Below are 24,723 nucleotides of genomic sequence, written 5' to 3'. Positions count from 1 at the left end.
GGGTGTGTTATGGGTGGTGATTTTACTTTCAGTAAAGATGATAAGCAACTAAAAATTGAATCATCAGATGGTGAATTTTTATATACGTTTACTGATAAAAAACAAGACTACAATAATAAAAAACAGTATTGTGTAAAAAACAAACAAAATGAAATGGTTTTTGCTTCTAAACATCGTCTTGGTATTATTTATTGGTTAATTCACAGCTTAAAATCATACTATCCAAATGAAGAAATACAAATAAACTTTAATAATTATAAATATGCTAGACAAAAGATAAATTTTAAAAATAATGAGATTAAAAAATATAAAGAATCTGATATTAAAGGCAAAAGAGTTATAACAGATAGTTATATTCCTTCTGGTGTAACAGTAATTGCCTATGGAGAAAATCCCACTAACAATGAAAAAATAACTGGTAATGGAAGTTTAGACTATTTATTTGTGGATCAAAAAGAAGATAAAGTAAAGTACTCTTCTAATTCTGCAGTTACTGATTTTGATAAATTTCATGATAAAAAATTTGAAGAGTTTATAAGTTCTAATATAAATAATGAGTTAGCTTTAGAAAAATTACTCAAAACTCCAATTTACAAAACAATGACAGGTGAGTTATCAAAAATCGAAAGTAAAGATAATATAATTAGCACTAAATTAAGATTATTAGAGATTTATTGTTTATCTAATGACTTAAATAAAAATAAAGAATTTAATACTAGTAATTTAAAATTACAATGTAAGCAAAATGATCTAAAAAAATATTCGGAAGTAATTAAACAAAATAAGTCAATAGATATTGCGAACGAATATCAGATCTTTAATAAGTTAAATTACCCAATTAGTGATAATGATCAAAAAGGATATATTGTTAATATTGATGCTAAATATAATTCTTGTTTAATCTCAAATATTGCTTTTTTAGATAACTATATGAAGATAATTTTATCTAAATATTATAGTGCTTTTGTGTTTAAAGATAAGGTTGCATTATTTAATCCATTTAAAATGAAGTTTGAGCAAACTGTTGATCAACAGGGATGTAATAATTTGCATAAAGCTTATGCAGTGTCTCATTTACTATGTTCAAAACACTTTGAAAAGAAAGTTGGGATTTTTGACAAAAAAAAATCAGGTCAGATAAAAATTCATTGTGGTACTAATTGTGAGCTATTTAATAATTTTCTCAAGGAAGATAGTTCAAAATTTTTGCCAGATAACTTAATCATAGAGGTTAAAGGTAGTGATAATACAACGCCTATTAAAGGTACTTCTGAAATTGACTATTGTTATTTAGAATACACAGAGGAGAACACAAGTTTCGATTTCTCTCGCTTACTTAAAACTAAAAAAAACTTTAGCGATTTGCCTGGCTTAATAAAAAATCAAAAAATTACAAACTACTTCAACAGTTCAATTGAAACTAGCTTAGATTCTTTTTTTAAAAATCCAGTTATTAAGACTATACAAAGTAGTCAGACTTTAGAAGCAACTCTTCGAATTCAATTAAGTTTAAGATTGCAAATGGTTTTATTGCAACAAGCTTATGAGCAAGGAAATAAGAAAGAAAGTTTTAAAATTGAAATTCCTGATTTAAATAATCAAAAATTATCTAATGATCTAATAAAATTTTTACAAAAAAATGAAAATTTACAACTAATTCCAAGTTCAATTGAAATTGAATATAAAAAAAATACATATAAAGGTAAGGGTATTGGTATTGATATTAAGCAAATGCAAATTAATATTAATAACTTAGTGGGTAATGTTAGAAAATATGGAGAAAAAAGCTCAAAAAAAGATAGCATAATTAATGATTATTTTTTTGGAAAAAATTGGCAAGAAATTAATGAAAAAAACTTTGACCCAACTACTTTAGATTCTCATTATTTACTTACACCTACAAGTGCGACTCATTTTACAAGAACCGATTTAGATATGACTGGATATAAAGATTTAGATAAATCATACTGTTCTTATATATTAAAATTGATTCAAGAGAATAAAAAACATAAATATAATTCTCAATTAGATTCAACTATAAATCAAACTAATGTTAATATAGATGATTCATTATTAAATTCTAGTTTTAATTTAAATGCTCAATCGGATAGCAATGAACACAAAACAAAGTTAATAAATGAACTTAATAAATTTAGTAATATTATTAATAGTTATATAGATGATAATAGTATTGATAATGATAAACATAAAGATTATAGAGATACCTTTAAACACAGACTTGGAATAAATACTGATAAGCATAAGGTTAGTCAATATAAAAATGATAAAAGTAAACTATCTGTAGATTCAAGGTATTGTAAAGAAATAGATAATGAAATTGACGAGGCAGTTACGCAATATAGATTAGAAAGAGTTTTATATAATAATTATAAATCTAAAATTATAAATGAACAAAATTTGCATCGAAACATAGTCGAATTACAACTTTTAGGGCAAATCTCGAATATAAATCTTAATGATAAATTAAAAAGAAAGTTAAGTGATTTTGTTCTAAGTAATCATAATATCAATTATCTTAGCTTGTCTAATTCTATAAAAAGCTACATTGACTCCAATAATAAATTTAATGAATTTTTAATAAGCATAATTGAACGTACAGAGGAAAGCAATTTAACTCAAGCATTAGATAATTGTTTTTCAATAAAAGATTATCTTGAAGATATTATTAAATATGGAAAAATAAAAAATAATCTTGTGCAAATATTAGGAGATGAAAAGTTTAGTAGTACATTAGTTAAGCCTATTTTATTAGATTTAGAGCAGACAAATAAACTAAAAGAGCTAAATGATGATGAAATAGTTAAAAAATACAATCAACTATTAATATCTACATTACAAATAGACAATCATACTTTAATAAATAAATTACTAATTTTAAAAAATAGTATTAATTTTGAAAAATTTGATAAGCTGGTTAAATATTACTTGAGCAAAAACCAAAAAAATAAAATATCAAAAACTAATATAGATAACTTGCCAGAAAAAGATTTACTTGTATTACTAGATGAAGACCAAGCTGAATTTTTTATAGATTGTATATGTGACACTCAAGTAACTGAGAAAAATAAAGAAAATTTAGAAGCATTAGCTAATTCTTTGCTTTATACAAAACAAATAAAAGGCAAAAGTGAATATAAAATAAATGCTCAAGATATTCAATTAATTATCAATGCAACTATCTTTCAAATTGAGAATATTGATGATAATAGTAAGAATTTTAACAATATAAAAGAAAGATATACTAAAATGCATATTGCTTTGGCAGTTGATTATGATGGTTGTATTGGTCATAAAGTAGATCTGAAGCAAGAGAAGGAACAAACCTATCGTAATATCCAGAAACTACTTGCAAAGTACCAAGGTTTTAAGGGTAAAATTGATTACTACAATTTTAGTTTAAGACAAACAAAATCTTTAGATCAGCTCAATGCTAAAAACAATGGCAATGGTGAATATATACCGAAAGTCAATAGTTATTTAAGTGAATATAATGAGGCTAATAAAGAATTAAACATTAATTTGCAAACATATTTATTTGCTGATGCATATTTAAATAAAAAATCAGGAACATATTATGATAGTGTAGTTGATGTTGGTCATTTTAGAAGTACCCAATTAAGTGGTGATGAGGATATATCTAAGGCTATTTTAGAAAATAAGCTTAATCTTACTTTTGGTATTGCACAAGAGTTAGCAGCATCTGATCCTAATAAGCTGCATATGCTTAATCTTCATGATGATAAATATGATGATGAAAAAAAAAATCCTATTTTACGTACAAATTTTGAGTTTTATAAAGCTAATGCTGCTCTTATCCCAAGAAATGTGATTTTAGTGTTTAAAAAGACAGTAGATGGTTATATCAAAGATCATGAGCAGATACATGTAAAAGGGTCAGGAATTATTAATTATAATTTCAAAGCAGTGTTTAAAGATTTTTTTGATCAGTATAAAAAGGCATCTGAAAATGTTAAAAATAAACAGGTTGATCATACTGATTATGCTCAAACTATAACTGATTTAACAATTAATAATATAGACAGCTCTATAGATAAAAATTATTTAGATGAAAACATCACTAAAACAATACTTGAATTAAAAAAAGATAATAATAATGAAAAAATTGACCAATTTTACAATCATTTAATAAAGCATCATATTTTTCATATTATTGATACTAATGAAGATCTAAGTGGGATATATGAAAAGTACTACCAAGATTACCCAGGTTTTATTAAAGATATTAATAACAATATTGATGCAGCATTATTAAGTAAATCATTAACGTTGGGAGAAAAAACATATAAAGCTGCTAGTTTTAAAATTGAAAAAGATGAAGCAACAAAAATTTTAGAAGGTTATAAGCAAAGTAAAAATACTTCATTGGTTAATTTTTGTAATGAGAGTTATAAAATAGAAATAGGAAATGATGTCTCTAAAACTGAAGATAGTTCACTCCAACAACCAGGTAAGCTACTATCTGAATTTATTACAGTACCAAGTAATCTTAGAGATATTAGCTTATGGCTTAAAATTCGTAATATTGACAAAGATGATATTCAGAAGCTTGTTAAATTATGTCCTGAATTTATTGAAGAATATTTAATACTGATACAGAAAGATAATTTAGACGATAGCACCTTAAGTAATTACATTCAAAAAATAGTTACAATGGAAGGTGTTTTTAAAAAAGTTACCGATGCTAAAAATTTAGCAAAATTTGTAGATTTCTATCTTAAAAATGGTATTGATCTTAGCAGTGATTTAATTAAAGATTTTAAAGGTAATCAGAATCAGATTAATTTATTAAACAGCCTTGAACAATTTAACTTTAGTACTGTAGACACTAAAAATAAAAAAGATTTTTTGGCTAATACAGAGTCTATTAATATAATTCTATCGAGTTTAAATAATATTAAAGTACTAGATAAACTTGCTCAACATTATAATGATATTTATGATATTAAAACAGTTATTCAATGTGTAAAGAATAAAAATATTAAAATAGCTGATAACTTTGACTTTAGTGATGAGGTGAACATTCGTAATCCATTACTAAAGTTATCAAATCTTTTGAATGAGTTAAAAAATGCTGAGAGTATACAATTTGATGAAAGTGAAGTTACAAAACTTTTATCTGATTATCAGAAGGATAAAGTCAGCAGGTTAGAAAAATTTGAATTTCTTAAAAAAGATAATGATAGTCAAGCTGCTAAATCCAACTTAATCAATAAGCAACAATTGCTTATTATATTAGAACTTGTTGGTAGATTTAAAGATTGTCCAGATAGTATTTTAGTACAAAAAATTGCTAATGGTATTATTAGTATTTCAGATAGTAAGACTTTAGATAACATAAAAAATAGTCTAAATAGCAACAATGATCAATCAGAATTGCTTAATGCAGTAAAATTGGCAGCAACAAACTTAGATGAGCTTAATGCAGAAGCACTTGGTAATATAAATAGCAACCCAAAACTTAGTAATATACTTCTTAAAAATCTCATATTGAAAACTGTAAATGATTTTAATGATATATATAACTGTGCAAATGAAGTTACGGAGCATCGTCGATTTTGTGAGCATTTAGTCAATTTAACTAAATACTTTAACACAAGTGTAAATGATGAAGATATAAAATCTATTGCGTTAAAATTAACAAATAATAAAATAAATTTAGAAAGTTATAATCTTTCACAGTTAGGTAAAATGGATCTTAAGCAATTTGAAACAATTGTTGCGTTTCGGGATAAAAAAGAATCAATTGTAGCTGAGATAAAAGCTTGGGAAAATGCAGAGAAAGGTGAAGAGTATAAAAAGATAATAAATGAAACTAATAATAGTAACGATTATGATAAAGATTCTGATCAAACCTTATATATGCAAATCAGAACAAAGTTATTGTTGGGTAAGATAAATAGTGAAGTTTTGAACAAATTTTATAAATTTACTACGGAAACCAAAAATGATATATTCGATAGTGTCAAAAAACTAAGTGCTACAGATCAATCACTCAAAAGAGAACAAATTACTTGTTTAATTAATGCCATATTTAATAATGAACTTGATAGTAGTAATTTAATTCAAGACTGGTCTAAAGTTTGTGAAAATAATAGTTCTCAAGATAGTGATTTTTGGAGTTATGCTACAACTGAAAGTACAAATAATATTAATTTTTCAGAGTTATTTGACAGCTATAATAATAAGATCAAAACACTATATCTAGTTTCTGATGCATTAAAAATAAATTCTAAGAATCCTAAGCGATATGATGATAAATTAGCAAACAATAAACATATAGCTAACAGTAATCAAAAGAAAACTAAAAATAAGTTTTCTATAAATGACTTTAGCTTTCACAATAACGATGAATTAAAGAAAAAACTTCAATCAATATTTAAAGTGGCAGCATCAAGGTCGAGTGGTTGTGGTTCGACTCAAGGTTTGAAAGATTTAGTTAGAATCTATAATAATAGTGAAACCTTTCAAACTAGTAAGTCGTTAAGCCTAAAATCTATACTAGATAAATTTATAAATGATAAAAAAGAATCATTACAGCTACGCCAGCGTGATTTTCGTTGGTTAGCAGTTAATGATGATTGGAGTAATTTTCATAATGAGCGTAAAAAGCTTGATAATAAATTTTTATTTTTTAGTAGTGAAATGCATGAAAAATTAGAAAGAGATTTTTCAAAACATGGCGAAAACAATGTATTGGCTAAAGTTTCAAGTACATCTACGCTTTGATTTGTATTGCGTGAATTTTAAAATTTTGATTTAAGAAAATAAATTATTAAGCATTAAAGAGGAATTATATATGAACGAACAAGAAGTTAGATCTTATCTTGCTGATACTTTAAAAAAGATAAATCAATATAATGAAATTTTAGATAATTTTATTAATAAGTATAAAAGTAATTCAAATAGCATTAATCTTATAGAGAGTGACTTTGATGATGAGTATGATGGTTTAAAAGGTTATTCAACAACTGTCCCATCGAATGAAAAAAGAAAGCGTTCTAGTACGGTTGATCTTGAAACACTCCTCTTAACAGATAAAGATATTCATAATGATAAAAAGCCATTATCTAAATTAGTTTTATCAGTGCAATCCAAACTTGAGGCTCTTAAAGTTCAATATACTGGCTTTAGAAAAAAATCAGTTAATAAGCATTCTTTTGATCAAGATGATCATATTGACTTTGAAAGTGGGATAGATTTTTATAATAAAACAAAGAAAGAGTTATCATTTTTAGATAAAAAGCTGTCAGGTGATCAAGAAGCGCCAAAATATTTTTCTAAGTATATTGATGATTTTAATTATAACTCTAATGAAATAAAACCTTAAGAATCATATGTATGCTCTTGCATGGTGAGTTTTTATATATTTATAATAATTAATTATTTTCTAAAATGCGTACTTTTACGCTTTTCATTTTTTTAAGATTATATATAATACCAAACAAATGTTTGATTATTTAAAATAAATATAAGAGAGAATATCAAATGTTAATATATGAAAATATAGAAACAAATACTTTAAAAGATTTATATACCAGCCTTTGGAGAAAGCATACTTATACTTTAACTAAGGTTTTTAATCAATTAAGTTTTCCTTTTGAAGTAGAGGGGCTTTCTTATACTAGAGTATTTAAATCAGGTTATGCAATTGATGTACCTATTAAGTTCTGTCAGCAGTTTGTTGATTGGGCTTTGTCTGATCAGGCTCATATTACAGGATTTAATTCATTACTTGCTTCTCCAAGTGTTATTAGTTTAAGTGATTTAGACTTAATTCAGTCAAAAGAAGATGAAAAATATCATCTGAATATGATCACACAAAATGAGTTGGAATTACTTCCGATTCATTCTGTTTACAATGCAGATTATTCAATCAGTTGTATTTGTATTTTTGTTAAAAAAGAAAACTATCTTGATGCATTATTAAACTATCAGCAGTTAAATATCAGTCAATTAACTAGAAAAGTTGAAGAGATATTTCTTTCTAAAGAAAATCAAAGCTTTTTAAAGGATTTTATTGTTGAAGCCATTGATGATGAAATTGCTCAAGAAGACCAAGATTTTTTTGATCCTAAACTAAACATTCTATCTAAGGCTGAAGCTGCATGTATTGCTGCAATTTATTATGGTAATTTTGAAGCAAAGGATATTGCTGATTATTTATGTCGTTCTGTAAGAACGGTACAAGGTTTAATCCAATCTGTTGTTCAAAAACTCGACTTTAAAAATCGTTATGAGCTTTTTGTAGATGTTAGTCAGAATAATAAGTATATAAAATATTTATACTCTTTAGATTTAAAATTGCCTTTAGCTAGTGTGGCTTAGGTTTTGTTGTTTTAGATGGCTGAGATAAAAAGCTAAGTACTTCAAGGAATATATACATAAGAAGTCGCTTCTATATAGTGTTATAAATTTTTGCTGATCTTGAATACGGATTCTTTTCAGCATAGTCTTTAAATAAGGTTAGAGAATTAGAGCTCTCTTTATTTTTATTGGTTGTATTATTTAGATTGTTGTCAGTCTGATAGAACAGTCCTGAGTGGTTTTTGCAATATTCATGAATGTCTTTTAGAAGATAAAAATTATTTTTTGAAATTCCATTTTTATTGTGATGAGTATAAAGGTTAAACGCTTTTGCAGTTCTGCTGTTTGGATTGTTTTCAACATGTTTATAGAAATCATTTAGTGATAATTTATCATTTATTAAATCATCAATGATGGTACCTCTTTTTTTCCAAATAGTTGTTTCACCTTCATATAGGGCATCATAAATTTTCTTTATATTTTGCTTTTTCTGTATCTTTGCTAAGTCTTTGTTTGTAATTTTAGATGGTATTTCTTCTAAAATATTAATGAACTCATTAACTGAAATGCTAGCATAAACTTTACCTTTTTCACTAATTTTTTTGTTTAATAGTGATAAAGATAAACTATCCATATTATTAATTTGGTCTTTAAAGTTTTGAGCGTTTAGATTATTACTGAATTTATTACAGGTTTGATCCCTTAAGCTTTTTTGTAAGGTTTGGTTGCAAGCTGAAATTTTGGAAATTTCATTGCATTCTTCAGAACTTAAGTTAAAAGCATTTTTAGGAAAATAAGCAAGTATTGAAATGATTAACTTATTATTTGTTGAGTCAGTATTTTCATCAACTATTTTATTTAAAACATCTAACTTTTTATTAAATTCATTTAGCCTTTCTAGCCTTTTTTCTGATGTAATTTGAGCATTGTAAAAGTCTTGATCCATTAATATATTATTTAAAGGACTTATTAGTTTTTGTAGAGTTTGCGATGTGCCATTTAGTTTTTTGGATAGATTTGCAATTTTTTCAGATGCCTCTGTACATTTTACTTTTATTTCTAGTGAATTTTTATCTATGCCTAGCTCTTTTTTAAAAGCTTCTTTTACTGAGTTAGTTAACTCACCATCAGTTGATTGATAATTTTCAGAATAATAAGTACATATTGTCTCATGAAACTTTAAAATTTCTTTATCATCTTGATCTATATTAGCAATAAAATTTTTATATTTTTCTTTTTCTGACTGTATATTAGATTGCTCATTATCTGATTGTAAGGAATCATCTTCATTTCTATGCTCATCAAAGTATATAACTATACTTTCAAAAAGATCAGCTTTAATGGCATGAAGCCTTTCTAATTGATAGCGTTCTTTATCATTTAGAGCTAGGTAATCTTCCCGAGATAGTCCTTTGTTACGGTTATCCCAATTATATTTATATGTATTATTTTCTTTGAGTACAGTCATTTCAAATAAATGCTTGCAAAGATTATCATTAAGTTTAAACCCTAGCCTCCCATTTTCATCTGATATACCTGTTTTTTCTTTGAGTTTATCAAAACCAATAGAAATATAAGGCATTCCAATACATTTACTTAACGTTTCAAAATTAGTATGATTATTTTTATTAAGTTTTTCTAATAACATTGGGTAGTCTCTAGTATCAGAAAGTAGTTTTAAGTCATCAAATTTCGAGTTTTTAGTATCAATCATTTTATGCATCCCCTTAAATTAATTAATTGAATTAATTAAAACTTAAAATAGAAATAGATCAGTGAATAGCGTAAAAGTACTCTTTCAGGTGATTAAAACATATCTAATAAATCGCGTACTTTTGCGCTTATTTTCTCTGACTCAAATCTTTATATTATTGATCATAATAATTAATAATTTCACAGGTGAGGTTGCAATAATATGTATAGAAAATTTGTATGTGTAATATTTTGCTTTTTCATAAATTTAGACTTATATGCATCAGCTGACTACACAATGAGTATTCATAATAATACAAATTATGAGTTATGGATTTCTACTTTAGATAGCTCATGTATGAAAACAGATACCATACAACCAAAGTGGTTAACTGTAGCTGCAAAAAGCACAGGCAAAATTCAATTTACAGATTCTAATGCTTTTCCTTTTTGTACAGATGCAACTAAAGAGTTAAAAATAGTTGCTGAAATCAAAAAATTAAAAGATAACCCAAAAGTTCAATTTTCATTTATTCATACTAAATATACCCCAGATAAATACTTTGATTGGAATACATATATTAAAGCAGATGAAAGTGAGATGTTAAAAATAAATAAGGCAACTTGTAGTGATAATGATTGTCTATATCCAACTAGATTTTATTCTGGAAATAATATGAATTTAGCTGTTGAAATAACGGGGGTTCCAGGAGCATTTAGTCATAATTTTGATTTACACTCAGTAGGTTTAGGTAAAGAATCTGTAGAAGGTGAATACGGTGAAATTATAACTTCATCATCAGGTGAATATGAGTTAGATAATGATAAAGCATACAAAGTCAGTTTTTCAAAATTTCCAGGAAAATGTAGTATAGTGAATGGTAATATTAATTGTTCTGATAATATTGACTATAAACGACTAGATAATAATGCCTCATTAATAAAATTGGCATTTGTGTGTCAAAGAAAATCATCTAATGATCCGGTATGTCCTTGGACCATTAAAAATAAAAATAGTTCTTCATTTAACTTATCCCCAGTGACTAAAATATATTAAATATTTGAGTATATTATTTATCAAAATCTAACTTTATTTTAGTATTACTATTATCATTTTTCATAAATAAATTTTCTGGTAATGAGTTATCTTGCTTGTTATTAGGAATAAATTTGCCAAAGTCTAGTTTTTTACCTAAAAATGGTGAAATGGGTTGTAGTCCAGGATCAACGTTTTTAGATGACTGATGATCTAATTTACTTTGTATATCATGCTGAATACTTTGTATCTTAGTTCTATATGTTTCATCACTTTTCAGTAAGTTATATACTTCACTTAATGATTTTTTAGTTTCATTTTTAATAATAGAGTCTAAGTTAAATTTTGAAAACTTGCTTTTTAAGTAATTTTGATAAATTTCAAATAAGGCATCTTTTGGAGTTTCTATAATTTCCTTATTTAAATCTAGTACTGAGCCATAGTCACATAATATGATTTCATTATCTTGGGTTTTAATAAAATTTTCTTTAACAGGGTCTGTTATGATAAGTTTATATGTATTGAATAAATCTCTAACCGCTAATTGAATTTTTTCATTTGATATATCATGGCTTCCATTAATAAATGGCATAGTGATAGAGGCTTTATGCTGCTTTGTTGATTCTTGAATTTCAACTTCAAAATTAGGATGAATTTTATTTATCATATCTTTTTGATAGTTTAGCTGATCTAGCGTGATGTCATCTTTAAATTCTTTTTTAACATTATTACTATTTATCTTATAAATAATAGCTGTAGAGCCAGTACCAATTATGTTATCTTTTTGATTTTCATTTAATTCAAGGCTATTATTTGAGTCGGTAATGCTAAATTGATTATCTTTTCCCATGATTCTTATATTTCCTACTTTATATTTTAAAGTAGTTGTGAAAATAATAAAAAATAGTGATTTAAAATAGCGTAAAACTACGTGATTTACTGGGTGTTGCTTTTTATCACTTGCAATTAAAATGAGATTAAATTTATACTAATCAAACATTAAATAAGTAGAATAAAAAACAATCAATGTTGTGAGGTAAGTATGAAAGTTATTAGTCTATATCTAGTAGGTAGTATTTGTTTATTTCTATCGGGTTGTGCTGAAATGGCGCGACAAAATTGTACACCTTCTGCCGCTTATGCAAATGGAATTAATCAAGCAAAAGAGGGTATGAGCATGAATACTGATTATGCTGGAATTTGTGAGTATATTAATATGCCTGAAGCTCAAAAGAGTCAATTAAATAAGGAATATGCAAAAGGATATCGTTATGGATTAAAATATAATAATAAAAAAGAAATAGATTTAAATGTTAAAAGTAATGATAATAAGTAAAAGATAATATTTAATTTTAAAATAAGTATTTTTGCGGTTTTTATATATCATTAATAGCTTTATATTTGACTCATAATATAAATTAAAGGGGTTGCATTATGAATCTATATTTCTATTTTAAAAATTATTTTTTGAAGCATGCTAAATTTGATGATCAGAATTTATCAAATAAAGTTTTAGGAGATAAACAAATAAAAGACTGTACTATTTTAGATTTTCAGAAAGAAGTTCAGGCTTTTTTTCATAAGTTTGGCTTGGGTTCAACCAAGATGAATAAGATAATTGATTTTCCTTCAGATGCTATGAAGGCCCTACAAAATAAGCGATTAACATTAGAAAATTTAGTAAAATTAGGTATCTTAGAAGATAAGGAATTAAAGCAATTTAGAGATGATAAGTATCAAACTTGGGGTGATAGCTTAGCAACTTACTTTCCTAATAGATCCTTAGTACTTAATTTATTTTACGATGGTTTTAAAGATTCTGAAAAAAGTGTATCTGAAAATATTAGAGAGAATTTTATCACTCAAGATAATAGCAGGATTTAAATTTAAGTATTATTACGCTTTTTTGTATTTTTACGTTTATAGACAATTGTAGTCTATAAAACTAGATGATGGAGACTGTTATTATGAGTGATATGCAAACTGCTTCAGACTTGATTAAGTTTCTTAATAATAATGATAAAGAAAAATGTGAAGCTAAATTACAGGAACTTAAGGATGATAAAAAATTAATATTCATTAAAAGATCAAGTGATAAATCAACAAATGATAGATATCTCCCTGATTGTATTATTAAATGCCCACTTACATTAAGAAGAATCTTAGCTGCAGTTGATGATATTAATAAAATTGAAGCATTATTAAAGATAATTAAAGATGACTTAATTGATGAAAATGGTTTAGCTTTAAATTCATATGAGTTAATAAATATTATTGATGATAGTCAAATTGAGTGTCACTTTTTGTCAGACGAAAAGTTAGAACTAATTAAATGCTTTATAACGCCGATAATACAAAACGAATTAGAAAAAATTTTTAATGATGAATATATTGATTTTAAAGGTATTAGAACCTTAAAACGAGATAAAAATTGCCAATCAATTTTTTTAGAATGCATACAAAAGGCATTTAAGTATGCATGCAACGAAGCTAGGAATAAAACTTCAGATGAACATAAAAAAAATTATATTGATGAACTTGATACAAGTAAAATTAAAAGTATTGATGGCTATAAAGATTTAGTCAAAAACTTTGCTCGCACGATGTCCCATCATACAAATATATTTAAATCTAGGTCATCTAATAGTTTAACAAATGCTTATCAAGCATCAGTGCCTTATATAGAGTTTATTAGGGAAGCTTTAGATATTTATTCAGATGAGTGGCTAAATGTTTTAACTAGTGACTGTTATGGTGATGGAGACAATGAGCATACGTATAGCGATTTTGTAGAAGGGAAGGATAATTTTGAGATTTTTAAAAATTTACTTAAAGAAGAAAAGCCTAATTCAGAGAAATTAAACCAAACAGAAATTCAACACCCTTTTTACAATGCTTATGATAAAAATAATATGACTGTTTTTAATAGTACTTATAATTAGTAGTCTCTAAAGGAGATATTTAGTATGTCTGACCCTAAAGAGAAAAAAAAATCAAAATTTAATAATTTAAGATTGCCTCTCGTATCAAATATTTTTTCTTATATTGATATGGAAGATCAGTTTCCAAATTCGAGAACAAGGCATGCATTTTTAAAGTCTGACAGTAAGGTTAAAGATGAATATGCTGAATTATTAAAAATCTATCCTTATAAAAAGGACGATGAACTTAGTCAAAGTATCACAAAGGTTTTTATAAGATTTCATCAAGCAAAGAGGTATCATAATGACAATAAAAATATCACTGATATTGAAAATATACTTTTTATTGATTTAAGTAAAGTAAATAATTATAATAAAAAACCTATTATTGATAAAATACCAAAAATAATTGAATATATACCTAATAAAATACAGTATAATATTGTTAATAAATATTTATTATATATAAAAAATCCAAGAAAAAACCAATTACTAGAATTAGATGATCCATTAGCTTGTACTTCCGATCCATTTGGGTGTAAACGTAGAGCAATAGCTTTTGATGAATTCACATCATTTGGTGAAGAGAAACATGAATTTCTTGAAAAATTAGAAAAAAAAGTATTACCTTATTGTAACTTAGTAACCTTGTCTAAATTAAGAACAGATTTAGAGAATGCCAGTACAAGTAAAGAATTTAATGCTTTTAGTAGGATTTGCCAAAGACGTGTAAACGACTATGATTATTCTGATACAGAATATAAAAAGACAAGTAGCTATGATAAAGCTAAGAAATTAATAGAAGATAAAATCAAACTTTTATCCAATAGCGATTATTCAAAAATTAAAAAATACGAATCTATTTTCTTCCAAGCTGAAAATAAAGTTGAAAAAAATGGTATAGAAAAACTTCTCCAAGACTACGTAAATGAAGGGACTGGCTGTAATAAATTTTTCAAAAATAAGCATCATACTGAAGCTGTAAAAAAGTTTATAGAGAATAATAAAGGTGAAAAAGATATCAAAAAATATTTAGATGAACTTAAAATATTTCGTAATAGACTTCAGAACCTAAACTCTAAAGGAGCATTAAATCGCAGAATAGAATTTATTTTTCAAAGTTCTAGTTTAGAACAGGTAAAAACTAACGATGAAAATTTGCAAATTGATTATTGATAATTACTAGATGGGTTATTTATTAAATCTGTAGCACACTAATGAGTACTTCTACGCTAACAACCAACCAAATAGACAAATATACTTAATCTATTCTTAAAATTAAGGGGTATATTTAGTTTATGGATAGTAATTATCAGTTCAATGAAATTAAGTTAACAAAAGAATGGCTTGAATATTTAATTAGATTTTATAGTCAAGTTATAAAGTAAAAGGAAAATTTATTATGTATAGTGATGATGAGACTGATTACTGTACCTTACATCTAAGAAATGTACTAGATGAAAGTTCTTCTAGTGTGGATTCAAATAATCTATTTGATATTAAACCTTTAGAACTAAAAGTGAATAAATGGTTGAATAATAAATTAATATCAGATACAAGTGGTAACAAGCTTTTAAGTATGCTAAAAAATAATAAAATATTAGATAATCAGAAAGAGCTATTAATTGATAAGATAAATAGAATTTCTTCAAATTGTTCCTCAAAAGAACTAGATGTTGCGGCTCGCTTTTATAAATGCACTGGACCGCGTTTATCCGTGATTTTTGGCCCACATTAAATGCGACTATAAATTAGCCCCGACCCACATTAAATGCGTCTATAAAATTTTGACCTGCATTTATAATTCATTGGCCCACTTTATTTGCGATTATAATTTTTACTGATAACTTCAAATTGATCACCAATTTCTTTTTGTAATGTTTTAGAATCTGGTAGTTTATCGAGCAGGGTTTTTGGAAGTTTTGATGTTAATATATATTCTGACACACCTACAGGCTTATTGAGCCCTCTCAAGGCATATTCAACATCAAAATTATTTTTATCAGCACACAATATAATGCCAATAGAAGGGTTTTCATCTGGTTCTTTAACAAAGTCATCCAGCAGATTTAAATAAAAATTCATTTTCCCAGCATATTCTGCTTTAAACTTCCCAGTTTTTAATTCAATAGCAACCAAAGACCTTAATTTTCGATGATAGAAAAGAAGATCTATAAAGTAATCAGAGCTTGGTGTGGCAACTTTGTATTGATTTCCTATGAAGCTAAAGCCATAACCAAGTTCCAGAATAACGTGTTTGATTTTTTGGATCATCCTACTTTCTAACTCTCTTTCCAACACTGGTTTACTAATCCCCAGCATATCCAAAGTATAGACATCCTTCATAGTATCATTTGCTTGTTCTGCCAGGTGCTCTGGCAATGTATCCTTAAAATTATTTTGCTTTTCTAACAATAGACTTTTCTCATAAGCGTTTGCTTTAATCTGTAGTTTAAGCACATTTCTAGTCCAACCAAACTCTAAAGTACTATGTATATAGTATTCTTTTTCTTTATCTGTTAGTGAGCCACTTAAAATGATTAAATTCTGTCCCCAAGGAATTTCTGCAACAAGCTGTTGCAGATTTGGTTTGTCTTTATATTCAAGATAAAACTGGCGCATATACCATAAATTTCTAGATGATAGCCCATGTGGAGCATCAAGTGATTTAATGAGGTCTTTGGATAGCTGATCAACTATTGCTTTTCCCCAGCCATATTTATTCTGGTTTATAACAATATGCTCTCCAATCCACCAGTATAAGTCTATTAGCTTTGTGTTGGTGCTTTTAATAATTTGCGTTTTAGTATTTGATATCTTATCCTCAATTGCCTGAAAAAAATCTTGGTAACCAACTATTTTTTTATCTGATTTAGCCATCTTTATACCCTTAAGTTATTCAAAATTTAAACCGACAGCTTGCAATGTTTGTAGGTGTGTTTGTCGCTTTGAACCTACGGTTTTGCCAGATAAAAATTCCTTTGTTTCTTTTGATGTAGTGCCAAGAAGCTCAGCAACTGAGGATAGTTGCTGATAACCATTTCTAGCTAATATTGAATCCATATTATTTGTATCAGGACTTAAAATATCTTTAATAACATCTTCTGATATTATATCTTCACCAGTATTATAAGCTTTTTGAACTGCATCAAATAAGCATCTATTGATTTGAAGAGGAGTAACTAATGAGCTTTCTAAAAGGTTCATTGCTTCAGGTGTAATAATGTCTGATACTTTTGTTTTACTGTCTTCTAAGCAATCTTTAATGATCCATTCTATATATTTTGCTTTATTTTGAAAAAAACCGGAATCAATTTCAAATTTCTCTACCCGAGCACCAATTTCTTCCATTGTGCCCTTTGATAGGTAGTTTTTTAATTTAGGGTGTCCGGCTAAGACAACAGATAAGTGATAATTACTATTTGAGACCATTTCTACAATTCTTTTTAACGCAACAAGAGTATTTCCGTGTATGTCATGAGCTTCATCAATAAAAAGCACAACCGAAGATTTTTGTTTTATAATCAGCTCAAGAAGTAGCCGTTCTTTTCTTTCATTTTGAGAGGGGACTGTAATATTTTTGGTTCCCTTAGGTGAAAGATCATAGTATAAAGCCAATAAGATATTATTAATGCTTAATTTTGCTTTATCAGTGGTTAAGCATTGAGAAGTTATAATCTTTTTATCTTTATCAAGTTCTTGCTTAATTTTTCTGAGCATTGTTGTTTTACCTGAACCGACCATGCCAGTTAATGAAACAATCCCACCCAAAGAAATAATTTTCTTTAGATCACTATAAATATCTCGATATTGCTCTGTTTCAAAATAACCTGCCTTCATAAAAGGCTTGTTCAAATGGAATTTATTTAGTGCTTGTTGGTACATAGGGTTTACTCCGAATTGGATGTCTTAATAAGCTTTGGTGAAAAGTATGCTTTGAGTTGACGTTTAATCTCATGTCGGTTTAATGTTGTGGTAACAAGGCCATTAATATAATTTAAGTCTTCTGGTGATAGCGTTGATAGCGGCCTACTTAAAAGATTTGATATATATTGCTTAGCTTCTATTTTACTTTTAAAGTCTATTTGTTTAAGGTCTTCTATTTTAAATGGCTTTGATGCTATATTTTCATCAATTAACTGAGCATCGATTAATACAAGCTTATTATTATTATTTTCCAAACCAGAAAGGGCAGAAATAGGAATAGATATTTTTTTTGAAAGTTCTGTAATGTAATCTGCGCGTTTCTCTTTGTTGATTTTTGGTTTTTTCTTATAAGTGCCAAATGGAATAGGACCATCATATGGGTAAAATGGTCCGAATGTATTTAATTGGTGTTCTATATAAATATGATCATCAAAAATACCATGTAATACATTAACTGTTTCGCCAGCAAATTCTGGATCTAATTGAAACACAATAGCGTTTACTGAAATACAAGCATCAGAACCAACAGTTCGAGGTTCTGGTGTTCGACAAAGTCTTACATAGTGTTCTTTTGAACACATCTCTTGATAGCCTAAATCAGGTAAGTGTGACTTCCAATATTCATATCTGCTACAACCACCACGTCGATGAGCCTTATGGTTATAATTTTTAATATATTCATGTAGCCATTGATTGAGCTGCTTTAAACTTTCGGGTTTTTGGAAATGGAACAATGATTCAAAATCATCTTTAAATGTACGGTTGGCTCTTTCAACTTTCCCTTTAGATCTTGCTGTAGTTCTTCGACCATCACTATCTTTTGGTAAGTGTTGCTCAACACTGATATTTAATTGCATCAAGACACGACGGTATAATTCACTTTTACTAAAACTACCATTATCCATATAAATAGATTCGGGTATCCCTTTAATAAAAGAATCACAATTATTCCCAGATGTGGCATTATATAGAGCACTTAAAGCTGCAATAGCACTTTCTCCAGGTGTGATTATATACTCTCCAGATACCGCTCCACTTGCATCATCAACAAACAAAGCAAGTAACAGCTTTTCATTGCCAGAAATGAATTTGATTTTTTTAAGGTCAGATGGTGTGAAATCAAACTGCCAGCATTCATTGCTATACTTAGCTTCAAAGTGTGTAATTACAGGCTCTACACACATAGCCGCATCATTTAAACCCCATATAGAAAGATACCTATTAATAGTGCTTTTCTTTAGAAAACCTCTGGGTACAATAATTAAATCATTACCCAAATAAACACCTGTAGTTTCAAGTAAATTAATGCATCTCGGAGTCGATATTCTATGTCGTTTTTTATTCTTTGCTAGTAAGCGCATAGCAGCTATAACTTCACAATACTTTCGCATGTCTACTTCTGAACAGGCTCTAGGTTTGTGAAAATCTTTTCGATACGTTGATTTTTTCTCAAGCACATTTTTAATCTGTCTATAAACTGTCGAAACTGACACGCCAAAATCATCAGCACATTGAGAAACAAGTTCTTTACGTTTGATATCCCTTATTGGTAATTTATCAAGTTCATAGCTCAGAAAAATTAATTGTTCTACCGGTATTTTCTTAGACACTACTTAGCATCCATTATTTTTTTACCTGCTTCCTTTAACGACCCGTCACCATTCACATAGGAATATAATGTGCTTGTTGTGATACCTAACCTTTTGGCCACATCAGAGGCAATGGAATTTCTATCAGACATAGATGCTATAGCCATTGTAAGTAATGATTTATCTACTTTTTGTGGACGGCCACCTTTTCTACCTCTAGCCCTAGCTGCAGCTAAACCTGCTCGTGTACGCTCTATAATAAGATCTCTTTCAAATTCTGATAATGCTGAGAATACTCCAAATATCATTTTCCCACTTGGAGTAGAGGTATCAATATTAGCTCCATGACCAGTTAATACTTTAAAACTAATATTACGCTTACCAAGATCATCTACTAAATTTACTAGGTGCTTCATGCTTCTGCCAAGCCTATCTAATTTCCAAACAACTAATGTATTCCCTGGCTGTAATGATTTAAGGCAAGAATCCAATCCAGGTCGACTATCTTTACTACCAGACTCAAGGTCACTATATATTCTTTCTTCTTTAATACCCGCCTTAATTAAAGCATCTTTTTGCAAATCAAGAAGCTGAGAACCATCTGATTTAGAAACCCTAATATAACCAATTAACATAAAGCCACCTAGATCATTCCAAAAACTTTAAATAGAGTATAAACAAGACCTTGATTATTGCAATGGTTTATTGAGCGATTATTTAAGCAATTTTTTTGATTTTAAGAGTAACTAAATAAACCTTCGTTTATCGAGTGGTAAAATTATAGTTGCAATTAATGTGAGCCAATAATTTTGAATTAAAATTTGGAGAATTTATAAACGCATTTAATGTGGGTCGGAGCTAATTTATAGTTGCATTTAATTTGGGCCAAAAGTCGCGGATAAAAGCGGTCCAGTGTATTTATATAAGCGAGCCGCAACAACTAGATGAAGTTAATGAACACTTGCTTCAATATGACTTATCAGATAAAAATACCAATGAATTTTTAACAATTGTAGAAAAAATTGCTAAAAGTCATTTCCATGTTGTTCCGCATCCTTTTTCTACTGAAGGTAGGAATAATCCAAAAAATGAAAACAAAAACACTCAAGATATATAAAATACTAAGTTAGCATATTACACAACAACTAGTAGAGGTAGCGCTTTTTTTCGCCCCTGAAAACGGTTTTGGTGTTTCTTTTGGTTGGCGTTCTTTGCTTATTTCAATAGACTTTTGAATGGTATTATTAACAAACGTATGGCAACTATATTCAGGGTATGTCTCACCATGAAATCTTTCAGTCATTGCAGATTGATCAATCATCTCATAAGTTAACTCTGGAAAGGCGATGACTTTATATTTTGAATCATTAACTTCATGTTTATATTTATCTAAATAATGTTTATTAAAAAAATCATTATTAAATGAATTTTTACGTAATATAAAATCTTGTGTACCATATTTAATATTATCAAACTCATCTTTGTGGGGTGCGGTATCAATGATTGTCATGCTTTGAGGTGTTTTATGGACACGTGGCCAGAATAAACCTTCATAAACGCTATGAGAGCCTTCTTTGTTTGGAACAAAAATTTGTTCATGAACATCTAAGGGTTTTTGTGTATCGGAGTGTGTAATTAAAATAGGATAACCATTTTCAATTGCAGTGATTAATTCTTCATTTTCAGTGATTTCATAACCCATAGTCTTAATCCTTTAAGTTTTATAATAATCGAATCTAATTCTATCATTATCATGAAATAGTTTTTGTTAAAAATAATTACAAATAAAACCAAAATAATTAAATATAAAACAATTAAATAACAAAAATTACTTAATGTTGTATTGCAGTTTAGATTAGAATATTTTAGCTAGAGTTATTTATCCAATGCTAATGCAATTTTAGCTGAACGACTCCCTGGGTGTTGTTCGGCATAGGTTGCAAAAATAAAACTGGCATTGTTTTGAGTATTTGTTTTACTAAATAGTTTAGAGCTTTCATAAGCGTATTTGTGAATTTCTTTAAACAAATTATTGTTATTTTTACTAATACCATCACTTGAGTCTTTATATTTATTTAATAATGTTAATGCTTTAGCAGCTCGGCTTGTTGGATGATCAATGATATGTTGGTTAATAGCAGCAATAGAACTAGTACTGGTAATATTTTGTTTTTTAAATATTGTGGTTGTTCCATCATAAAGTGCACTATAGATTTTAAAGAAATTATCTCGATTAGATTCATTAACATAATTGTTGCTATAAGCATGATCAATGACATGTTTTACAAAAGTATGACAGTTATATTCAGGATAACCTTTACCATTAAACTGCTCAGCAGTTGCTGCATCATCAATCATTTCTGCTGTTAATTCTGGGTAGGCAATAACTTTATATTTATCATCTTCAGCTTGATGGCAATATTTATCCTGATAATATTGCTTATAAAGATCTGCGCGTACATGTTGCTTTCTTAGTATAAAATCCCTTTTCCCATACGTCATATCATCATATTCATCTTTATGCTCTGCAGTATCAATGACCGTCATTCCATCGACTATGCCAAATTCAGCTGCCCAAAATAAACCTTCATAAACAATACCACAACCATCATTGCCTACTTTTGGTACATAAAATTGGCCGTGAACATTTAATGGATTTTGAGTATCTGAATGTGTAATAACAAGTGGAATACCTTTACTGATTGCATCAATTATACCTGCTTGAGAATTAATTCGATAGCCCATTTTACAACCTCCAAAAACCAAAAATAAAATAATCAAACTTTATAGTATCATTAATTTTGGTTGTGTTGAAATTGAGAGTTATTGCAAAAATAAATCAAATATATAATTGTAAAACAATAATTTACAAATTAAATAATCAAACTCATGTTACAAGTTTACAAGAGGATGACAGTTTAAATATCCAGATTAAGTAGTTGATACATTAAAAATAGAGTTCTGATTCTGTTGTTTGTTTGGGAGGTTCATAAGATTGAAAAATTGGCTCTGGATTGCGGTATAAGTTTGCTGCCCAGTTAGATTCTAGATGTGTATTATAAAAACTTTCATTATCTTCAAAGCAAGATAAACGATCACTTAATATAGCTCGAAAGTCACGATAGCTTAAAGGTTGTTTTTGAGGATCATTCTGGTAACTTTCATTTATAGCCTTAGATGCCTTTACTGCATCAACAATTGGCCCTGGAATGTTTTTAAATAATTTTCCTTCATGTTCAATATCTTTTCTGTTGTGTGCAAAAAAACAGTTTGTTTTTAACTGGGCATCTACTAGCAATTGCATTACTAATACTGCTTTTTTATGTTCATCATTAAGATTAGGAAAACGATTTCTTAATTGTGATTGCAAGTTTTCTGCACCAGATTGTATGATGTCTTGAATTGGAGAGGATGAATTATCTAATAAGCAGGTTGAAATTGAGCCTGATAAAGTAGTTTCATATTCATATTGAGCTTTTGCTATATTATTTAATAAATATTGATGAAATGAATCATATGCAGCGTATTCTTGGTTTTGTTTAAAATATTGTTTATCTTCTCTTATTGCAAGTTCAACATGTTCGATTACGTAGTTAGGAACATTTGTATAAGATTTACCATCGAAACGTGTGTTTTTTTGATTTAAATAAAATAAATTTTCACCTTTATTTTGATATTTATCTAATATTTTATGAACTAGTGCTTGTTTTAATTGTTGGGTTCGATTAGGCATGAAAGTATTTCCTATGATTAAATTAAGCACTATTGTAATAAAATTACAGCTAAAAAATAATAAAAGTAATATTTCAGAAAAAATCAGACATATTCCGTGTTGATAATTTTTGTGAAATTATTTACAACACCCCGCCTGCTTCGCAGTCACTTCTTTAAAATTAGAGGGGAATTAATATAACTAAAACGGTGTAAATATACCTAAGAGATTAAAAATTTGTGCAATGATTACAAGTAAGCCTAAAGCAAGTGGATAGAGATTTTTTATATTGAGTCGATTGACAGATTTATCTAAATAAATTGGTGTAAACACAAGGGCAATAACTGCAAAAATTGCTGCATATTGTAATGCTAGAATAAAGCCTTTTGGATAGAAAACAGTAAAAATAAAGGGTGGTAAGAAACTAAAAATAAAGCCAAATACTTTCCATAGGTTAATTTTAAACTGTTTAAAGATATCACGAATATAATGATATAAAGATAAACCAACACAGATAAATGAAGTGATAATTGAAATATTGATGAAAATTGTCAAGAAAGTATTAACCCAGTGACTGTTTGTACCTTCTTTGATAATAGCAATGAAATTATCTAGGGTATTACCATCAGCATAAATCGTCTTGTAGCTGATTGAGCCTAATTGTGGAATAAGCCCAAGACAAATTACAATCCAGATAATATAAATCCCAAGTACTGATAAACTACCAATAAGAATACTGCGTTTAATGGCTTTAAGATTACCTTGTTGATATTCATATAAAACAGGTACCATATTTTGAAAGCCAAAAGAAGGTAATAGGGTAGGCCAGGCATAGAGTAATGCAAATATGGATAATGGCATAGATAAGGTATAGCTTAAATTAAAATAAGCAATCATCAAAATTATACATAATGTGAAGAAAATTAATTTTAATGAAACAAATGAACGGTTAAGATAGTCACTTAATCTAGTATTTAAAATAATAACACCAAAAATTAAAATATAGACTAGGGTATCTACAGCTGTATTTGAAACCGCATTTTGAGAGACTATTTTAATCAGTGATGCGCCTTGTGTAGTATAAGCTGACATCAATGAATATAACAAAAGTAAATACATTAGTATAAATAAAGGCTGTAGTATTTTTGGCATACGCTTAGCATTTAGCGTCGTAAAATTAACCCCTAAGGGGTATTCTGAGCAAAGTTTTAATAACTTAAATGATGTTACATACATCACAGACCAGGAAAGTATCATTAGTATAATTGCTGTAATTGTACCAGTCGCTGCAGTAATTAAAGGTAGTGATAACATACCAGCACCAATGGTATTACCAATTACAAGAAATGCGCCGCCAATTGTTCGTCTTGTCGTAATATTCATAACATCTATATTTTGTCTGATTTATTGATTAAATGCTTATTGTACGAGAAATCATAAAGAAATAAAGTAAAAACTGTATTACTGTAACGATGCATAATTGCATAGTAAATTAATATT

20 protein-coding genes are annotated in these 24,723 nt (G+C 27.8%); 10 read left to right on the top strand and 10 right to left on the bottom strand.

All coding sequences use genetic code 11. From position 1 onward, the window contains the following. Window positions 1-9 precede the first annotated feature (9 nt). From KFE69_08745 to KFE69_08735, 3 genes are all read left to right on the top strand, one after another. Window positions 10-6,768 carry a hypothetical protein gene (locus KFE69_08745; GenBank protein ID UTW41594.1) on the top strand — a complete coding sequence of 2,253 codons (6,759 nt, stop codon included), beginning with the start codon at window positions 10-12 and terminating at the stop codon, window positions 6,766-6,768. 70 nt (window positions 6,769-6,838) lie between these two features. Continuing rightward, window positions 6,839-7,369 (top strand): hypothetical protein, encoded by a 531-nt coding sequence (locus KFE69_08740; GenBank protein ID UTW41593.1) that lies wholly within the window; start codon window positions 6,839-6,841, stop codon window positions 7,367-7,369. Window positions 7,370-7,527: 158 nt separating this feature from the next. Then, on the top strand, window positions 7,528-8,367 hold the full coding sequence (locus tag KFE69_08735; GenBank protein ID UTW41592.1) for a hypothetical protein: 840 nt from the start codon (window positions 7,528-7,530) through the stop codon (window positions 8,365-8,367). A gap of 70 nt (window positions 8,368-8,437) precedes the next feature. Here the strand turns inward: KFE69_08735 and KFE69_08730 are convergent, their stop codons facing one another. After that, the gene (locus tag KFE69_08730; GenBank protein UTW41591.1) at window positions 8,438-10,060 is read right to left on the bottom strand and encodes a hypothetical protein; all 1,623 of its coding nucleotides are present in this window, start codon (window positions 10,058-10,060) and stop codon (window positions 8,438-8,440) included. A gap of 276 nt (window positions 10,061-10,336) precedes the next feature. Here KFE69_08730 and KFE69_08725 point away from each other — a divergent pair, with 276 nt between their 5' ends. Beyond that, a complete protein-coding gene (locus tag KFE69_08725) occupies window positions 10,337-11,095 on the top strand; it encodes a hypothetical protein (protein UTW41590.1) in 759 nt (252 codons plus the stop codon). A 13-nt stretch (window positions 11,096-11,108) separates the two neighbouring features. Here KFE69_08725 and KFE69_08720 read toward each other — a convergent pair whose 3' ends face one another. After that, a complete protein-coding gene (locus KFE69_08720) occupies window positions 11,109-11,924 on the bottom strand; it encodes a hypothetical protein (protein ID UTW41589.1) in 816 nt (271 codons plus the stop codon). Between the two features lie 192 nt (window positions 11,925-12,116). Here KFE69_08720 and KFE69_08715 point away from each other — a divergent pair, with 192 nt between their 5' ends. The 5 genes from KFE69_08715 to KFE69_08695 all read left to right on the top strand — a co-directional run bounded on the left by KFE69_08715 (window position 12,117) and on the right by KFE69_08695 (window position 15,733). Then, window positions 12,117-12,410, top strand: a complete 294-nt coding sequence (locus KFE69_08715) for a hypothetical protein (GenBank protein ID UTW41588.1) — start codon at window positions 12,117-12,119, stop codon at window positions 12,408-12,410. Window positions 12,411-12,508: 98 nt separating this feature from the next. Then, entirely contained in the window at window positions 12,509-12,958 is a 450-nt protein-coding gene (locus KFE69_08710; GenBank protein UTW41587.1) for a hypothetical protein, read from the top strand. 83 nt (window positions 12,959-13,041) lie between these two features. Then, entirely contained in the window at window positions 13,042-14,016 is a 975-nt protein-coding gene (locus KFE69_08705; protein ID UTW41586.1) for a hypothetical protein, read from the top strand. A 24-nt stretch (window positions 14,017-14,040) separates the two neighbouring features. Continuing rightward, on the top strand, window positions 14,041-15,171 hold the full coding sequence (locus tag KFE69_08700; protein ID UTW41585.1) for a DUF5617 domain-containing protein: 1,131 nt from the start codon (window positions 14,041-14,043) through the stop codon (window positions 15,169-15,171). Window positions 15,172-15,397: 226 nt separating this feature from the next. Further along, complete coding sequence (locus KFE69_08695) at window positions 15,398-15,733, top strand: hypothetical protein (protein UTW41584.1); 336 nt, start codon at window positions 15,398-15,400, stop codon at window positions 15,731-15,733. An 80-nt stretch (window positions 15,734-15,813) separates the two neighbouring features. Here KFE69_08695 and KFE69_08690 read toward each other — a convergent pair whose 3' ends face one another. From KFE69_08690 to KFE69_08675, 4 genes are read right to left on the bottom strand one after another with little or no spacing between them, the layout of a single operon-like run. Further along, window positions 15,814-16,875, bottom strand: a complete 1,062-nt coding sequence (locus KFE69_08690; GenBank protein UTW41583.1) for a DUF1016 family protein — start codon at window positions 16,873-16,875, stop codon at window positions 15,814-15,816. A 15-nt stretch (window positions 16,876-16,890) separates the two neighbouring features. Continuing rightward, window positions 16,891-17,880: an AAA family ATPase gene (locus KFE69_08685; protein ID UTW41582.1), complete on the bottom strand. Its 990-nt coding sequence runs from the start codon at window positions 17,878-17,880 to the stop codon at window positions 16,891-16,893. Between the two features lie 5 nt (window positions 17,881-17,885). Beyond that, window positions 17,886-19,532, bottom strand: a complete 1,647-nt coding sequence (locus tag KFE69_08680) for a transposase (GenBank protein ID UTW41581.1) — start codon at window positions 19,530-19,532, stop codon at window positions 17,886-17,888. Then, the gene (locus KFE69_08675; protein ID UTW41580.1) at window positions 19,532-20,146 is read right to left on the bottom strand and encodes a recombinase family protein; all 615 of its coding nucleotides are present in this window, start codon (window positions 20,144-20,146) and stop codon (window positions 19,532-19,534) included. Before KFE69_08675 ends, KFE69_08680 begins: the two co-directional genes overlap by 1 nt. Window positions 20,147-20,391: 245 nt before the next feature. Here KFE69_08675 and KFE69_08670 point away from each other — a divergent pair, with 245 nt between their 5' ends. Next, window positions 20,392-20,628, top strand: coding sequence for a hypothetical protein (locus KFE69_08670; protein UTW41579.1), 237 nt, complete (start codon window positions 20,392-20,394; stop codon window positions 20,626-20,628). Window positions 20,629-20,637: 9 nt separating this feature from the next. Here the strand turns inward: KFE69_08670 and KFE69_08665 are convergent, their stop codons facing one another. The 4 genes from KFE69_08665 to KFE69_08650 form a co-directional block, all read right to left on the bottom strand. Next, the gene (locus KFE69_08665; GenBank protein UTW41578.1) at window positions 20,638-21,213 is read right to left on the bottom strand and encodes a hypothetical protein; all 576 of its coding nucleotides are present in this window, start codon (window positions 21,211-21,213) and stop codon (window positions 20,638-20,640) included. Window positions 21,214-21,386: 173 nt separating this feature from the next. Then, window positions 21,387-22,256 carry a hypothetical protein gene (locus KFE69_08660; GenBank protein UTW41577.1) on the bottom strand — a complete coding sequence of 290 codons (870 nt, stop codon included), beginning with the start codon at window positions 22,254-22,256 and terminating at the stop codon, window positions 21,387-21,389. Window positions 22,257-22,458: 202 nt separating this feature from the next. Next, entirely contained in the window at window positions 22,459-23,244 is a 786-nt protein-coding gene (locus tag KFE69_08655; GenBank protein UTW41576.1) for a hypothetical protein, read from the bottom strand. A gap of 180 nt (window positions 23,245-23,424) precedes the next feature. After that, entirely contained in the window at window positions 23,425-24,606 is a 1,182-nt protein-coding gene (locus KFE69_08650; protein UTW41575.1) for an amino acid transporter, read from the bottom strand. Between the last annotated feature and the right edge of the window lie 117 nt (window positions 24,607-24,723).

The sequence above is a fragment of the bacterium SCSIO 12844 genome, assembly GCA_024397935.1.
Taxonomy (GTDB): domain Bacteria; phylum Pseudomonadota; class Gammaproteobacteria; order Francisellales; family Francisellaceae; genus M0027.
Note: the sequence above shows the minus strand (reverse complement) of the source record. Positions and strands in the feature narration are given on the sequence as shown.